Origin of the sequence: Streptomyces cinnabarinus (assembly GCF_027270315.1) — a bacterium.
GTDB lineage: Bacteria > Actinomycetota > Actinomycetes > Streptomycetales > Streptomycetaceae > Streptomyces > Streptomyces cinnabarinus.
On the sequence record NZ_CP114413.1, the window covers coordinates 3,218,281 to 3,232,950 of the forward strand.

Genomic DNA, 14,670 nt, shown 5'->3' on the forward strand with positions numbered 1-14,670 from the left:
TCACAGCCGCTTGACCCCCTTGATGCGTCCGGCGCGGGTCGTACGCGCACGCGCCGCCTTCACCTTCAGGCCGCCCAGGCCGCCGCGCTGGCTGCCGATGCGCAGTCCGGTGCCGCCGGAGAGCCAGCCGGTGGAGATGTCGGTCTTCCCTGCGGAGTTGGTCTCGGCCAGCGGGTCGTTGTCCGCGCGCCGGGCCAGCGCCATGATCCCCGGGACCACGAACGGCGCGAGCAGCAGGTCGTAGAGCGCGGCCGTGAACAGCAGGCCAGTGAGGCCGACATGGCGGGCGGCGGTGTCGCCGACGAGGGCGCCGACCCCGGCGTAGAGCAGGGTGGAGCCGAGGGCCGCGGCGACCACCACGACCATGGGTCCGGTGGCCGACTTCAGCTGGCCGTTCTCCGGCTTGATGAGGCCGGCGAGGTAGCCGATGACGCAGAGCACCAGGGCGTAGCGGCCGGCGGCGTGGTCGGCGGGTGGGGCGAGGTCGGCGAGCAGGCCCGCGCCGAAGCCGATGAGGGCGCCGCCGACATGGCCGTAGACCATGGCGAGGCCCAGGACGGTCAGCAGGAGCAGGTCGGGGACGGCGCCCGGGAGGTGCAGCCGGGCCAGGACGCTGACCTGGAGCACCAGGGCGACGACGACGAGCGAGGAGGAGAGCAGGATCCGGTTGACGCGCATGGGGCTTCAGCTCCTACTGCTCTTCTTGCGAGTACTGGCCATCGACGGGCGCCTGGCCGGACGGGGTGACGGTCACCGTCACGGTCGGGGTGGGGGTCGGCTTGGGCTTGGCGGGGAGCACCGTGTCGCGTGGGTCCTTCTTCGGGGCCTCGACGACGACGCCGACGATGTCGAGCTTGGTGAAGCTGACGTAGGGCGTGACGTAGAGGGTGCGGGTGAGGTCGCCGCCGGAGGGGTCGACGCGGCTCACCACGCCGACCGGGACGCCGGGCACGAAGGGCTTGTCGGCCTGCGAGCCGAAGGTGACCAGACGGTCGCCCTTCTTGATCTGCGCCTTGCCGTTGAGGAGTTCGACGCGCAGCGGGCCGTCGCCCTGGCCGGAGGCGAAGCCGAGCTCGTCGTTGCCCTCCATGCGGGTGCCGACGGTGAAGTCGGGGTCGCTGGCGAGCAGCACGGTCGCGGTGTTGGGTCCGACGGTGGTGACCCGCCCGACCAGGCCGTCGCCGTTGAGGACGGTCATGTCCCGCTTCAGCCCGTCGTTGGCACCGGCGTCGATGGTGATGGTCCAGGAGAAGCCCTGGGCCGCTCCTATCGCGATGACCTCCGCGCCCTTGATGCCGTACTGGCCCTCACCCGCGACCTTCAGCATCTTGTCGAGCTGCTTGAGTCTGCTGCGGTTGCGGTCGTCGCTGCCGAGCTTCGCCTTGAGGGCGGCGTTCTCCTTCTCCAGCTCGGCAATCCGGTCATGGCGTTCGCCGGAGTCACGGATCGCGGAGACCGCGTTGCCGACGGGGTCGACCGCGGCCGAGACGCCGTCCTCGATCGGGCCGAACACGGTGGCCGCCGCCTGGCGGGCACCGTCGACCGGGGAGTCCTCCCCGCCGCGGATGTCCACCGTGATCAGCGCGAACGCGATGGCGATCAGCAGCACCAGGAGCAGCCGGCTCTCTCGTGTGTCCCTCACGTGCGGCGGCCGTGCCCTTCCTCATAGGAATTCTTCAAGCCCCAGGGAGAACCGAGGGGCTGCTTTGGGAGCTTATGCCTCTATATCAACGATCCGCCGTACGAGAGGAGATCATCTCGTACGGCGGAATCGAAGAGTTACTTCATCTGCGGGGCTGGGCGTCCAGAACCTGCTGGAGCGCCTCGAACTCCTCGACGCACTTGCCGGAGCCGAGCGCCACGCTGTCCAGCGGGTCCTCGGCGATATGGATCGGCATACCGGTCTCCCGGCGCAGCCGCTCGTCGAGGCCGCGCAGCAGGGCGCCGCCGCCGGTCAGCACGATGCCGCGGTCCATGATGTCGCCGGACAGCTCGGGCGGACACTTGTCGAGGGTCGTCTTGACCGCGTCGACAATGGCGTTGACGGGCTCCTCGATCGCCTTGCGTACTTCGGCGGCGGAGATGACGACGGTCTTGGGCAGCCCGGAGACGAGGTCCCGGCCGCGGATTTCGGTGTGTTCGTCAGCATCGAGGTCGTACGCCGAACCGATCGTGATCTTGATCTGCTCGGCCGTGCGCTCACCCAGCAGGAGCGAGTACTCCTTCTTGATGTGCTGGATGATCGCGTTGTCCAGTTCGTCGCCCGCGACCCGGATGGACTGGGCGGTGACGATGCCGCCGAGGGAGATGACCGCGACCTCCGTGGTGCCGCCGCCGATGTCCACCACCATGTTGCCCGTGGCCTCGTGGACCGGCAGGCCGGAGCCGATGGCCGCGGCCATGGGCTCCTCGATGATGTGCACCTGACGGGCGCCGGCCTGGGACGACGCCTCGATGACGGCGCGGCGCTCGACGCCCGTGATGCCCGAGGGCACACAGACGACGACCCGCGGACGAGCCAGATACCGCCGCTTGTGGATCTTCAGGATGAAGTAGCGGAGCATCCGCTCGGTGATCTCGAAGTCGGCGATCACGCCGTCCTTCAGCGGACGTACGGCAACGATGTTGCCGGGCGTGCGCCCGATCATCTTCTTCGCTTCGGCGCCGACCGCGAGGATGCCACCGGTGTTGGTGTTGATCGCGACGACGGACGGCTCGTTGAGTACGATCCCGCGACCCCTGACGTACACCAGCGTGTTGGCGGTCCCGAGGTCGACAGCCATGTCACGGCCGATGAACGACATTGAGTTCCCCATCAGGATTCGTCTGGCCTTCCTGGGCGCTTTTGAGGGCATTTCAGGTCGGCGAAGTGGGTGCTGTGACGTGAAGGCTTCCATCGTAGACGCGCCTTCGCGAACACGGCGTGAGGGTCCTCCGCCATTGTCAGCAGATCATGTGCGGGTTCGCTCCTGGAGACGAGCGTTCGGGGACTCTCGTTCCCCCATACGCCCCGCATATGCCAGAAAGTCCGGGGGCGTTGCCCCCGGGCTCTCTGATCTGCTGCTTCCGGCTGCCCCGAGAATCAGGCGCGACCGGGGAAGAAGATCTTCACCTCGCGCGCCGCGGACTCCTCGGAGTCGGAGGCGTGGATGAGGTTCTCCCGGACGATCACACCGAAGTCACCGCGGATCGAACCGGGCGCGGCGGCGATCGGGTCGGTCGGACCGGCGAGCGCGCGCACCCCCTCGATGACCCGCTCGCCCTCGACGATCAGCGCGACGACCGGGCCGGAGGACATGAACTCCACCAGCGGCTCGTAGAAGGGCTTGCCCTTGTGCTCGCCGTAGTGCTGCTCCAGCGTCTCCTGGTCCAGCGTGCGCAGTTCCAGCGCGGTGATCGCCCAGCCCGCCTTGCGCTCGATGCGGCTGATGATCTCGCCGGTCAGGCCACGACGGACGGCGTCGGGCTTGAGCAGGACGAGGGTGCGCTGAGTCACGACGGGCTCCTTAGTGCGTCAAGGTGTGCGGGAGGACGAGGTTACCCGGCGTGTCCGGGCGCCTGTTACGCAGCGTCAGGTGTAGAGGCCTCGGCCTGCGCGGCGAATCTCGCCTTGGCCTCGTCGATCTGCCGGCCGTAGTGCACGGACGCCCACCACAGGGCCGCGAAGGCCGCGCCGAGCACGAACATCGTCGGGATGACGAAGCCGGAGGCGATCAGCACGGCCTGGAGCGCCCAGCCGAGGGCGATGCCACCGGGCCGGGTGACAAGACCGCACAGCAGCAGGCACAGGAACATCGCGATCCCGCTGACCGTCCACACCGTCCCCATGGACAGATCCGGATCCTTCATGGCGACCAGACCGGCGAAGCCGATCACGAAGAACTCGCCGATCAGGGTCGACGCGCAGAGCGTACGCATGCTTGAAACCTCAGCCCTTCCCGAGCAGCAGTCGTGCCTCGCCGACCGTGATGACGGAACCCGTGACGAGCACCCCGCCGCCGGTGAACTCGCCCTCCTCCTCGGCCAGCGTGATCGCGGCCTCCAGGGCGTCCGGCAGCCGCGGCTCGACCTGCACCCGCTCCTCGCCGAACACCTCCACGGCGATCGCGGCCAACTCGTCGACGTCCATCGCGCGATGGCTGGAGTTCTGGGTGATCACGACCTCGGCGAAGATCGGCTCGAACGCCTCCAGCAGCCCGCGCACGTTCTTGTCGCCGCTGGCCCCGACCACGCCGATCAGCCGGCTGAAGTCGAAGGCCTCGCCGACCGCCTCGGCGGTCACCCGGGCGCCCGCCGGGTTGTGCGCGGCGTCCAGCACGACGGTGGGCGACCGGCGTACGACCTCCATGCGGCCCGGCGAGGAGACGGCCGCGAAGGCCTTGCGGACGGTGTCGATGTCGAGCGGCTCGGCGCGCACGGCACCGACGCCGAAGAACGCCTCCACGGCGGCCAGCGCCACGGCGGCGTTGTGCGCCTGGTGGGCGCCGTGCAGCGGGAGATAGACCTCCGGGTACTCGCCGCCGAGGCCGCGCAGGGTGGCCAGCTGCCCGCCCACGGCGACCTGCCGGGACACCACCCCGAACTCCAGGCCCTCGCGGGCGACGGTCGCGTCGACCTCCACGGCCTTCTTCAGCAGCACCTGCGCCGCGTCGACCGGCTGCTGGGCCAGGATGACGGTCGCGTCCTGCTTGACGATGCCGGCCTTCTCGACGGCGATCTCGGCGGGTGTCTCCCCGAGCCGGTCGGTGTGGTCCAGGTCGATGGGGGTGACGACGGCGACGTCGCCGTCGATGACGTTGGTGGCGTCCCAGGAGCCGCCCATGCCGACCTCGACGACGGCCACGTCGACGGGCGCGTCGGCGAAGGCGGCGTAGGCCATGCCGGTCAGCACCTCGAAGAAGGACAGCCGGTACTCCTGTGCCGCGTCGACCATCTCCACGTACGGCTTGATGTCCTGGTACGTCTCGATGAACCGCTCGGCGGAGATCGCGGCGCCGTCCAGACTGATCCGCTCGGTGACGGACTGGACGTGCGGGGAGGTGTAGCGGCCGGTCCGCAGCTCGAAGGCGCCGAGCAGGGCCTCGATCATGCGGGCCGTGGTGGTCTTGCCGTTCGTCCCGGTGATGTGGATCGAGGGGTACGAGCGCTGCGGCTCGCCCAGCACGTCCATCAGCGCGGCGATACGGCTGACCGACGGCTCCAGCTTGGTCTCGCCCCAGCGAGTGGCGAGCTCCGCTTCGACTTCGCGCAGGGCCTTGTCGACCTCGGGGTCCTCGGGGCGGGTGGGTACGTCCGCGCTCGGGGCTCCGCCCTGGGTGCGGAGGGTACGGCTGCCGGCCTCGATGACCGCGAGATCGGGGTCGCGGTCGGTCTCTTCCGCGATGATCTCGTCGAAGGGGTCGCTTTCACTCACGGGGTCAGTCTAAGGCGGTGCCCATTGAGGGGGGTGGCCGGTCTTGTCCGGCGGGCGCGGGGAGTCTGTGGCCTGTCGCGCCAGGCGCGGAGCCGCATATTCAATGCGGCACCGCGCCCCTGGGTCGGCTACTGCTGAGGCAGCCTGTCCAGCTGGGCCTGGATTCGGGCGATGTCCTCGTCCGCCTTCGTCAGGCGGCCGCGGATCTTGTCCACGACGTTGTCCGGGGCCTTCGCCAGGAACGCCTCGTTGCCGAGCTTGGCCGTGGCCTGGGCCTTCTCCTTCTCCGCGGCGGCGAGGTCCTTCGCGAGGCGCTTGCGCTCCGCGGCGACGTCGATGGTGCCGGAGAGGTCGAGGGCGACCTCGGCGCCCGCGACCGGGAGGGTCGCCGTGGCCGTGAAGGCGTCGCCCTCGGGTTGGAGGCGCAGCAGCTGGCGGATGGCGGCCTCGTGCGGCGCCAGGGCCGTGCCGTCCAGGCTGAGGCGGGCCGGGACCCGCTGGCCGGGCTGGAGGCCCTGGTCGGCGCGGAAGCGGCGGACCTCGGTGATGACGGACTGGAGGCTCTCGATCTCCCGCTCGGCCGCCTCGTCCCGGAAGCCACTGTCCTTGGGCCACTCGGCGATGACGAGCGACTCGCCGCCCGTGAGGGTGGTCCAGAGGGTCTCCGTGACGAACGGGACGACCGGGTGCAGCATCTTCAGGGTGACGTCGAGGACCTCACCGAGGACCCGCTGGGAGACCTCGGCCGGCTCGCCGCCCGCCTGGAAGGTGGTCTTGGACAGCTCGACGTACCAGTCGAAGACCTCGTCCCAGGCGAAGTGGAACAGCGCATCGGAGAGCTTCGCGAACTGGAAGTCCTCGTAGAGCGCGTCCACTTCGGCGACGACGGAGTTCAGGCGGGACAGGATCCAGCGGTCGGTCGCCGACATGCGCGCGGCGTCCGGGAGTTCGCCCTCGACCGTCGCGCCGTTCATCAGCGCGAAGCGGGTGGCGTTCCAGATCTTGTTGGCGAAGTTGCGGGAACCCTGGACCCAGTCCTCGCCGATCGGGACGTCGACACCGGGGTTGGCGCCACGGGCGAGGGTGAACCTCAGCGCGTCGCTGCCGTACTTGTCCATCCAGTCCAGCGGGTTGACCGCGTTACCGAAGGACTTCGACATCTTCTTGCCGAACTGGTCACGGACCATGCCGTGCAGAGCGATGGTGTGGAACGGCGGGGTGCCGTCCATCGCGTAGAGGCCGAACATCATCATCCGGGCGACCCAGAAGAAGAGGATGTCGTAGCCGGTGACCAGGACGGAGTTCGGGTAGAACTTCGCGAGCGACTCGGTCTGTTCGGGCCAGCCGAGGGTGGAGAAGGGCCACAGGCCGGAGGAGAACCAGGTGTCGAGGACGTCGGTGTCCTGGTGCCAGCCCTCACCGGTCGGGGCCTCGTCGTCGGGTCCGACGCAGACGACCTCGCCGTTCGGGCCGTACCAGACCGGAATCCGGTGTCCCCACCACAACTGCCGTGAGATGCACCAGTCGTGGAGGTTGTCGACCCAGTCGAAGTACCGCTTCTCCATCTCCTGCGGGTGGATCTTGACGCGGCCGTCGCGGACGGCGTCACCGGCGGCCTTGGCCAGCGGGCCGACCTTGACCCACCACTGCATGGACAGGCGCGGCTCGATGGTGGTCTTGCAGCGCGAGCAGTGGCCGACGGAGTGGACGTAGGGCCGCTTCTCGGCGACGATCCGCCCCTCGGCGCGCAGGGCCGCGACGATCGCCGACCGCGCTTCGAGCCGGTCCAGGCCCTGGAAGGGGCCGTGGGCGGTGATGACGGCGTGCTCGTCCATGATCGCGATGGCCGGCAGGTCGTGCCGCTGGCCGATCTCGAAGTCGTTCGGGTCGTGCGCCGGGGTGACCTTGACGGCACCGGTTCCGAACTCGGGGTCGACGTGCTCGTCGGCGACGACCGGGATGGAACGGTCCGTCAGCGGCAGGCGGATGAGCTTGCCGACCAGGTGCTTGTACCGCTCGTCCTCGGGATGAACGGCGACGGCCGTGTCACCGAGCATGGTCTCGGCACGGGTGGTGGCGACGACGATGGTGTCGTCCCCCTCGCCGTACTTCATGGAGACGAGCTCGCCGTCGTCGTCCTGGTACTCGACCTCGATGTCGGAGATGGCCGTCAGACAGCGCGGGCACCAGTTGATGATGCGCTCGGCGCGGTAGATCAGCTCGTCGTCGTAGAGCCGCTTGAAGATGGTCTGGACGGCCTGGGAGAGCCCCTCGTCCATGGTGAAGCGCTCGCGCGACCAGGCGACGCCGTCACCGAGGCGCCGCATCTGACCGGAGATCTGCCCGCCGGACTCGCCCTTCCACTGCCAGACGCGCTCGACGAACGCCTCCCGGCCGAGGTCGTGCCGGGACTTGCCCTCCTTGCCCAGCTCCCGCTCGACGACGTTCTGCGTGGCGATGCCGGCGTGGTCCATGCCGGGCTGCCAGAGCGTCTCGTACCCCTGCATGCGCTTACGCCGCGTGAGGGCATCGATGAGGGTGTGCTCGAAGGCGTGCCCGAGGTGCAGGCTGCCGGTGACGTTGGGCGGCGGAATGACAATGGTGTACGGGGCCTTGTCGCTCTTCTCGTCGGCCTCGAAGTAACCGCGCTCTACCCAGCGCTCGTACAGCGGCCCCTCTACATCGGCCGGCGCGTACTGGGTCGGCAGTTCGGTGTTGGGCGCTGGTGGCTGCTGCTGAGCGTTCTCGGTCACGGGCTCAGTTTAGGGGTGTCGCGGGGCTGTCCCGAAACGCCTTTGTTCTGTAACGGTGCGCCCCCCGATGCAACGCGCGCCCCCTGTCTGGTCCAGGATGTGTGGACCACATAAGCATCTGGAGGGGAACCCAGTAATGAGCTACAACCAGCCGGGCCCGTACGGCGGGCAGCCCCAGCAGCCCGGACCGTACGGCCAGCCGGGCCCGTACGGCCAACAGCCGCAGGCCCCCCAGCCCGGCTACGGCTACCCCCAGCAGCCGGCCCAGCCCCAGCCGGGCTACGGCTACCCCCAGCAGGGCGGCGTTCCGCCGCAGCAGCCCCCGTACGGCCAGCAGCCGTACGGCGGCGCCCCGATGCCCCCGGCCCCGGGCGGCGGCAAGAAGAAGACGGGGATCATCCTGGGCGCGGTGGCGGTCGTGGCGGCGATCGCCGTGGGCGCGTACTTCGTGCTCGGCTCGGGTGGCGGTAGCTCGTCCGCCGGGGACGACGGTCCGCACAAGCTGACGACGCCCGCCACGGTGCTCACCGAGTACAAGCTGAGCGACGACGACAGCTCGGACGGCGCCATGACCGAGGAGGACCTCAAGGACGCCGAGAAGTGGGGTGTGAACAACCCCAAGGACGTCAACGCGAACTACGAGGCCGGCGCGCAGGACGACAACCCGCTGGCGGGCAAGCTGCTGTCGTTCGGCGGTGTCTACGGCGAGATCGAGGACCCCGAGAAGGCGGTCGACGGCCTCTTCGCGTACATGAAGAAGGACGCGGAGAAGGACGGCGTCACCATCGAGGGCGAGCCGAAGGCGTACACCCCCGAGGGGTTCGACGGCACCGTCCTGAAGTGCCAGCAGGCCACGGTGAAGAACGACGACGCCACGGCCGGTTCGGGTGAGCCGTCCGAGATGAAGATGACGTACTGCATCTGGGGCGACTACAGCACCCTCGGCTTCGTGATGCCGATGGAGATCGCCGACATCGCGGCCGGCAAGGACGCCGACCCGGCGGAGGCTGCCGCGCTCACCGCCAAGTTCCGCAAGGAAGTCCGCGTCAAGCTCTGACGCCTGGTCGCTCGTGCGCAACGACGAAGGGGCCCCGGCCGGTTGGCCGGGGCCCCTTCCCGTGTCAGCGAGGGCTACGCCGTCTTCTGCTCCCCCGGCCCCCGGCCGTTCCGCGCGTCCCGCGGGATCAGGGTCGGGTTGACGTTGGAGTGGACGACGTCCGCGGTGATGACGACCCGGGCCACGTCGTTGCGGGACGGGACCTCGTACATCACGGACATCAACACCTCTTCCATGATGGCGCGCAGGCCGCGGGCGCCGGTCTGGCGGAGGATGGCCTGGTCGGCGATGGCTTCCAGGGCCTCGCGCTCGAAGTCCAGTTCCACGCCGTCGAGTTCGAAGAGGCGCTGGTACTGCTTCACGAGGGCGTTGCGGGGCTCGACGAGGATCTGGAGCAGGGCCTCACGGTCGAGGTTGTGGACCGAGGTGATCACGGGCAGGCGGCCGATGAACTCGGGGATCATGCCGAACTTGACCAGGTCCTCGGGCATGACGTCCGCGAACTGGTCCTTGGCCTCCAGCTCGCGCTTGGAGCGGATCGTCGCGCCGAAGCCGATGCCCTTCGCGCCGGCCCGGGACTCGATGATCTTCTCCAGACCGGCGAAGGCACCGCCCACGATGAACAGCACGTTCGTCGTGTCGATCTGGATGAACTCCTGGTGGGGGTGCTTGCGGCCGCCCTGCGGGGGGACCGAGGCAGTCGTGCCTTCGAGGATCTTCAGCAGCGCCTGCTGGACGCCCTCGCCGGACACGTCCCGGGTGATCGACGGGTTTTCACTCTTCCGCGCGACCTTGTCGATCTCATCGATGTAGATGATCCCGGTCTCGGCCTTCTTGACGTCGTAGTCCGCCGCCTGGATCAGCTTGAGCAGGATGTTCTCCACATCCTCGCCCACATAGCCCGCCTCCGTCAGCGCGGTCGCGTCCGCGATCGCGAAGGGGACGTTGAGCATCCGGGCCAGGGTCTGGGCCAGGAGGGTCTTGCCGGAGCCCGTGGGGCCGAGCAGGAGGATGTTGGACTTCGCCAACTCGATCGCGTCGTCACGGCCGTTGGCCCCGCCGTTCTCACCGGCCTGGACGCGCTTGTAGTGGTTGTACACCGCGACCGACAGGGCTTTCTTGGCGGCCTCCTGGCCGACCACGTAGCCCTCGAGGAACTCGTAGATCTCGCGGGGCTTCGGGAGCTCCTCCCAGCGCACCTCGCTGGTCTCCGCGAGCTCTTCCTCGATGATCTCGTTGCAGAGATCGATGCACTCGTCGCAGATGTACACACCGGGCCCTGCGATGAGCTTCTTGACCTGCTTCTGGCTCTTGCCGCAGAACGAGCACTTGAGCAGATCGCCGCCGTCACCGATGCGTGCCACGGTGTGCTTCCCCTTCGCCTGGGAGACGCCTAGGTCCAGCGGCTCCTGGTGCTGCCTTATTCCGACGGTACCTTGCCGGGGGCCTCGTTCGGGCCCCCCTTGGCACGGTTCACTTTGTCGTGCACCGCGCCAAGGAGCGCCCGACGATACAGCCTCCGGGTCAGCGCACGGCCTCGTTGTTCATCTTCCGGGTGGAGATGATCTGGTCGATCAGGCCGTACGAGAGGGCTTCCTCGGCCGTGAGGATCTTGTCGCGCTCGATGTCCTCGCGGATCTTCTCGATCGGCGTGGTGGAGTGCTTGGCCAGCATCTCCTCCAGCTGCGCACGCATCCGGAGAATTTCGTTCGCGGCGATTTCGAGGTCCGAGACCTGGCCCCGGCCCGTCTCGCTGTACGGCTGGTGGATCAGGACCCGGGCGTTCGGCAGCGCCATGCGCTTGCCGGGCGTACCGGCGGCCAGCAGGATCGCGGCGGCGGAGGCCGCCTGGCCCATGCAGACCGTCTGAATGTCCGGCTTCACGAACTGCATCGTGTCGTAGATGGCCGTCAGCGCCGTGAAGGAGCCGCCCGGGCTGTTGATGTAGACCGAGATGTCCCGGTCGGGGTCCATCGACTCCAGGCACAGCAGCTGCGCCATGACGTCGTTGGCGGAGGCGTCGTCGATCTGGACGCCGAGGAAGATCACCCGCTCCTCGAAGAGCTTCGCGTACGGGTCGTACTCGCGGATGCCCTGCGAGGTGCGCTCCACGAAACGCGGGATGACGTAACGGGACTCGGCGGTCGGACCCGTGTATTCAGCGCGCGTGCGGTCGTAGAGGCCGCTGCCGGGGAAGTCGTTCACTGTATGTCTCCTAGGGGCTGAGGCGGTCGGCTGAGGGCTGTGCTGGGGCCTCAGGCCCCGGTGCCGCCGCCGCCCGGCATGTTGGCGGCCGTGGTGATGACGTCGTCGATGAGGCCGTACTCCTTGGCCTCGTCGGCGTCGAACCAGCGGTCGCGGTCGGAGTCGCGAGTGATCTGCTCGAACGACTGTCCGGTGTGCTGAGACGTGAGCTCCGCCATGCGCTTCTTGGTGTGCAGCAGCCGCTCGGCGTGGATCTTGATGTCCGACGCGGAACCGGCCAGGCCGGCCGAGGGCTGGTGGATCAGGATCTCGGCATTCGGGAGCGCGAAGCGCTTGCCCGGGGTACCCGCGCTGAGCAGGAACTGGCCCATCGAGGCGGCGAGGCCCATGGCGATGGTCACGACATCGTTCTTGATGTACTGCATGGTGTCGTAGATCGCCATGCCGGCCGTGATCGAGCCGCCGGGGCTGTTGATGTAGAGGTAGATGTCCTTGTCCGGGTCAGCGGCGAGGAGCAGCAGCTGAGCGGTGATCTTGTTCGCGATGTCGTCGTCGACCGGCTGGCCGAGGAAGATGATCCGCTCGTTGAGCAGCCGGTTGTAGACCTGGTCACCGAGGCCACCACCGATGGAAGGCTCGCCGGCGGCGGAGGGCATCAGATTCGTCACGTATCCACCTGCTCGTCTTACGACGGCGCCGGGCCGTCTCACGTTTCCCTAGCGGGGCTGGAGCCGATTCGGGGACTCCCCTGCCCTCTTATTCATGGACCCTAACGCGCTGGTCCCTTCGGGGAATCCCGGAGCGGGTGCTGTTCGCCGGGGGCGTAGCGCAGTGGTGACATTTGGTATGCGGGCGGCTGCGGGCCGGTGGGGGCTTGTCGCGCCCGCGCGGCGGAGCCGCAAATCGATACAGCCCCGCGCCCCTAAGGGCTACGTTCACTCGCCGCAGAACCGAAAGGGCCCCGGGGAACACGTCCCCAGGGCCCTCCTACGAGCTACATGGCGCCGTCGGCTCAGGCCTCGGGCTTGTCCTCGGTGGCGTCGGCCTCCGTGGCCTCGGCGGCGACCTCGGCGGCCGTCTCGACCTCGTCCTCGTCGTCCAGGTCGATGACCTCGCCGTTGGTGTCCTTGACCGTGGCCTTCTCGACCACGACGGCCAGGGCCTTGCCGCGGGCGACCTCGCCGACCAGGAGCGGAACCTGGCCGCCCTCGACGACCGCCTGGGCGAACTGGTCGGGGGACATGCCGGAGGAGGCCGCGCGCCGCATGAGGTGCTCGGTGAGCTCCTCCTGGTTGACGTTGAGCTTCTCCTGCTTGACCAGCTCGTCGAGGACGAACTGGGTCTTGATGCCCTTGACCGCGGCTTCCTTGGTCTCGGCGTCGAACTCTTCCTCGGTCTTGCCCTGGATCTCCAGGTACTTCGCGAGGTCGAGGCCCATCTGGCCGAGCTGGTGGTGCTCCAGGTTGTGCTTGCGGGTGTTGATCTCGTCCTCGAGCAGCTTCTCGGGGACGGGCACCTCGACGAGCTCCAGCAGCTTCTCCAGGACGCGCTCCTGGGCCTGCGTGGCCTGGTCGTACTGCTTCATGTTGGTGAGGCGCTTGAGGCTGTCCGCCTTCAGCTCCTCCAGGGTGTCGAACTCCGAGGCGAGCTGCGCGAAGTCGTCGTCCAGCTCGGGCAGTTCGCGCGCGGCGACCTGGGTGACCTTGACGGTGACCTCGGCCTCCTTGCCGGCCGCGGAGCCGCCCTTGAGCTCGGAGGTGAAGGTGGCCTCGCCACCGGCCTCCACGCCCTTCACGGCGTCGTCGATGCCGTCCAGCAGCTCGCCGGAGCCGATGGTGTACGACACGCCGCTGGCGATGCCGTCCTCCAGCACCTCGCCCTCGACCTTGGCCTCCAGGTCGATGGTGACGACGTCGCCGTCCTCGGCGGCGCGCTCGACGGGGGACGTCGAGGCGAAGCGCTCACGGAGCTGCTCGACCGACTTCTCGATGTCCTCGTCGGTGACCTCGATGGCGTCGACCTCGACCTCGATGCCGGAGTAGTCCGGGATCTCGATGGCCGGGCGGATGTCGACCTCGGCGGTGAAGTTCAGCGTCTCGCCGTCCTTCAGCTCGGTGATGTCGACCTCGGGCTGGCCCAGGACGTTGAGCTCGGCCTCGTTGACCGCCTCCGTGTAGAACTTCGGAAGCGCGTCGTTGACCGCCTCCTCCAGCACGGCGCCACGGCCGAACCGCTGGTCGATGACCCGGGCGGGAATCTTGCCCTTGCGGAAGCCCTTCACCGTGACCTGCTGGTTGATCTTCTTGTACGCCGCGTCGAGGCTGTCCTTGAGCTCCTCGAAGGGCACCTCGACAGTGAGCCGAACCCGGGTCGGGTTCAGGGTCTCCACGGCGCTCTTCACGGTTCGGTCTCCTTGTGGCTGACTTCTTGGTTTCTGCCGGAGCCAGACTGGTCCGGCGGATTCGCCGCCCGGAGGACTTCAGGGAGTGAGAGACACACGGGCGCGCAGCTTGCATAGTAACCGCAGGCGCCGAACGACCCAAAGGCGATCACTGTGGATGATCGGGCAGGTGGTCGGGGTGGCGGGATTTGAACCCACGGCCTTCCGCTCCCAAAGCGGACGCGCTACCAAGCTGCGCCACACCCCGTCTGGTGCGACACGTAGGGTACATGCCCGCAGGCCATGGGGTTGCCGCATTTACGGGGTGTGCGCCAAGGGGGGCCGACCCGCTACGATGCTTCCGTGCCGCGGTCACCTGACCTGCGGCGCGTCCTGTGCGGGCGTAGCTCAATGGTAGAGCCCTAGTCTTCCAAACTAGCTACGCGGGTTCGATTCCCGTCGCCCGCTCCATACGAATCAGGGCCAGGTTAGAGGATGATTCCTCCGCCTGGTCCTGATCGTTTCCGGGGGCCGTGTTCAGCCTGCCGTGTCTCCCGCGTGCCCCTTTCGCGTGAGCAGCTCCCGGAGGGCACCCACCGCAGCCGCGTGTTGCCCCGTGGCCCGATCACCGATATCGATCGGAACAGTGGCGTATTCCTCCAGTCCGGAGCCGTAGCACCAATCACAGAGTGGAGACAGGCTGACCTCAGCCTTCCCACCACTTCCCCTGCACTCGGTGCACTCCGCCCACGGACGAGAGGCCAGCCAGTACAGGCACTGCTCAGGATCGACGCAGGCCACCGCACCGCAGGCCGGACAACCACGGCTCAGCCGAACAGACGTGGCGCTTGGTCGATCAGAC

12 protein-coding genes and 2 tRNA genes are annotated in these 14,670 nt (G+C 68.3%); 2 read left to right on the top strand and 12 right to left on the bottom strand.

What is annotated here, in order from left to right:
• The 7 genes from mreD to STRCI_RS14495 all read right to left on the bottom strand — a co-directional run bounded on the left by mreD (nt 1) and on the right by STRCI_RS14495 (nt 8,166).
• Nucleotides 1-678, bottom strand: a complete 678-nt coding sequence (gene mreD, locus STRCI_RS14465; protein ID WP_269659344.1) for a rod shape-determining protein MreD — start codon at nt 676-678, stop codon at nt 1-3.
• Between the two features lie 13 nt (nt 679-691).
• Nucleotides 692-1,642: a rod shape-determining protein MreC gene (gene mreC, locus STRCI_RS14470; RefSeq protein WP_269659345.1), complete on the bottom strand. Its 951-nt coding sequence runs from the start codon at nt 1,640-1,642 to the stop codon at nt 692-694.
• Nucleotides 1,643-1,784: 142 nt separating this feature from the next.
• On the bottom strand, nt 1,785-2,804 hold the full coding sequence (locus tag STRCI_RS14475) for a rod shape-determining protein (RefSeq protein WP_004931372.1): 1,020 nt from the start codon (nt 2,802-2,804) through the stop codon (nt 1,785-1,787).
• Nucleotides 2,805-3,082: 278 nt separating this feature from the next.
• The gene (gene ndk / locus STRCI_RS14480; RefSeq protein ID WP_269659346.1) at nt 3,083-3,496 is read right to left on the bottom strand and encodes a nucleoside-diphosphate kinase; all 414 of its coding nucleotides are present in this window, start codon (nt 3,494-3,496) and stop codon (nt 3,083-3,085) included.
• Nucleotides 3,497-3,561: 65 nt separating this feature from the next.
• On the bottom strand, nt 3,562-3,918 hold the full coding sequence (locus STRCI_RS14485) for a DUF4233 domain-containing protein (protein WP_269659347.1): 357 nt from the start codon (nt 3,916-3,918) through the stop codon (nt 3,562-3,564).
• A 10-nt stretch (nt 3,919-3,928) separates the two neighbouring features.
• A complete protein-coding gene (gene folC / locus STRCI_RS14490) occupies nt 3,929-5,413 on the bottom strand; it encodes a bifunctional tetrahydrofolate synthase/dihydrofolate synthase (RefSeq protein WP_269659348.1) in 1,485 nt (494 codons plus the stop codon).
• A 128-nt stretch (nt 5,414-5,541) separates the two neighbouring features.
• Nucleotides 5,542-8,166: a valine--tRNA ligase gene (locus tag STRCI_RS14495; protein ID WP_269659349.1), complete on the bottom strand. Its 2,625-nt coding sequence runs from the start codon at nt 8,164-8,166 to the stop codon at nt 5,542-5,544.
• 136 nt (nt 8,167-8,302) lie between these two features.
• Between STRCI_RS14495 and STRCI_RS14500 the strand changes: the two genes are divergently transcribed.
• On the top strand, nt 8,303-9,223 hold the full coding sequence (locus STRCI_RS14500) for a hypothetical protein (RefSeq protein WP_269659350.1): 921 nt from the start codon (nt 8,303-8,305) through the stop codon (nt 9,221-9,223).
• A 74-nt stretch (nt 9,224-9,297) separates the two neighbouring features.
• On the opposite strand, the gene clpX is transcribed toward STRCI_RS14500, so the two are convergent.
• The 5 genes from clpX to STRCI_RS14525 all read right to left on the bottom strand — a co-directional run bounded on the left by clpX (nt 9,298) and on the right by STRCI_RS14525 (nt 14,076).
• Nucleotides 9,298-10,587 (bottom strand): ATP-dependent Clp protease ATP-binding subunit ClpX, encoded by a 1,290-nt coding sequence (clpX, locus tag STRCI_RS14505; RefSeq protein WP_269659351.1) that lies wholly within the window; start codon nt 10,585-10,587, stop codon nt 9,298-9,300.
• A gap of 160 nt (nt 10,588-10,747) precedes the next feature.
• On the bottom strand, nt 10,748-11,428 hold the full coding sequence (locus STRCI_RS14510; RefSeq protein ID WP_015660389.1) for an ATP-dependent Clp protease proteolytic subunit: 681 nt from the start codon (nt 11,426-11,428) through the stop codon (nt 10,748-10,750).
• Nucleotides 11,429-11,478: 50 nt separating this feature from the next.
• Nucleotides 11,479-12,084, bottom strand: coding sequence for an ATP-dependent Clp protease proteolytic subunit (locus STRCI_RS14515; RefSeq protein WP_051113679.1), 606 nt, complete (start codon nt 12,082-12,084; stop codon nt 11,479-11,481).
• 356 nt (nt 12,085-12,440) lie between these two features.
• Entirely contained in the window at nt 12,441-13,829 is a 1,389-nt protein-coding gene (tig, locus tag STRCI_RS14520; RefSeq protein WP_269659352.1) for a trigger factor, read from the bottom strand.
• A 170-nt stretch (nt 13,830-13,999) separates the two neighbouring features.
• Nucleotides 14,000-14,076: transfer RNA gene (locus STRCI_RS14525), tRNA-Pro, on the bottom strand.
• Nucleotides 14,077-14,205: 129 nt separating this feature from the next.
• On the opposite strand from STRCI_RS14525, the gene STRCI_RS14530 reads away from it, so the two are divergent.
• Nucleotides 14,206-14,279, top strand: a tRNA-Gly gene (locus STRCI_RS14530).
• The last annotated feature ends 391 nt before the right edge of the window (nt 14,280-14,670 follow it).

Coding starts and splice junctions, on each gene's coding strand:
- mreD (WP_269659344.1), bottom strand. CDS start 678: ATGCGCGTCAACCGGATCCTGCTCTCCTCCTCGCTCGTCGTCGTCGCC.
- STRCI_RS14475 (WP_004931372.1), bottom strand. CDS start 2,804: ATGTCGTTCATCGGCCGTGACATGGCTGTCGACCTCGGGACCGCCAAC.
- STRCI_RS14485 (WP_269659347.1), bottom strand. CDS start 3,918: ATGCGTACGCTCTGCGCGTCGACCCTGATCGGCGAGTTCTTCGTGATC.
- STRCI_RS14500 (WP_269659350.1), top strand. CDS start 8,303: ATGAGCTACAACCAGCCGGGCCCGTACGGCGGGCAGCCCCAGCAGCCC.
- STRCI_RS14515 (WP_051113679.1), bottom strand. CDS start 12,084: ATGCCCTCCGCCGCCGGCGAGCCTTCCATCGGTGGTGGCCTCGGTGAC.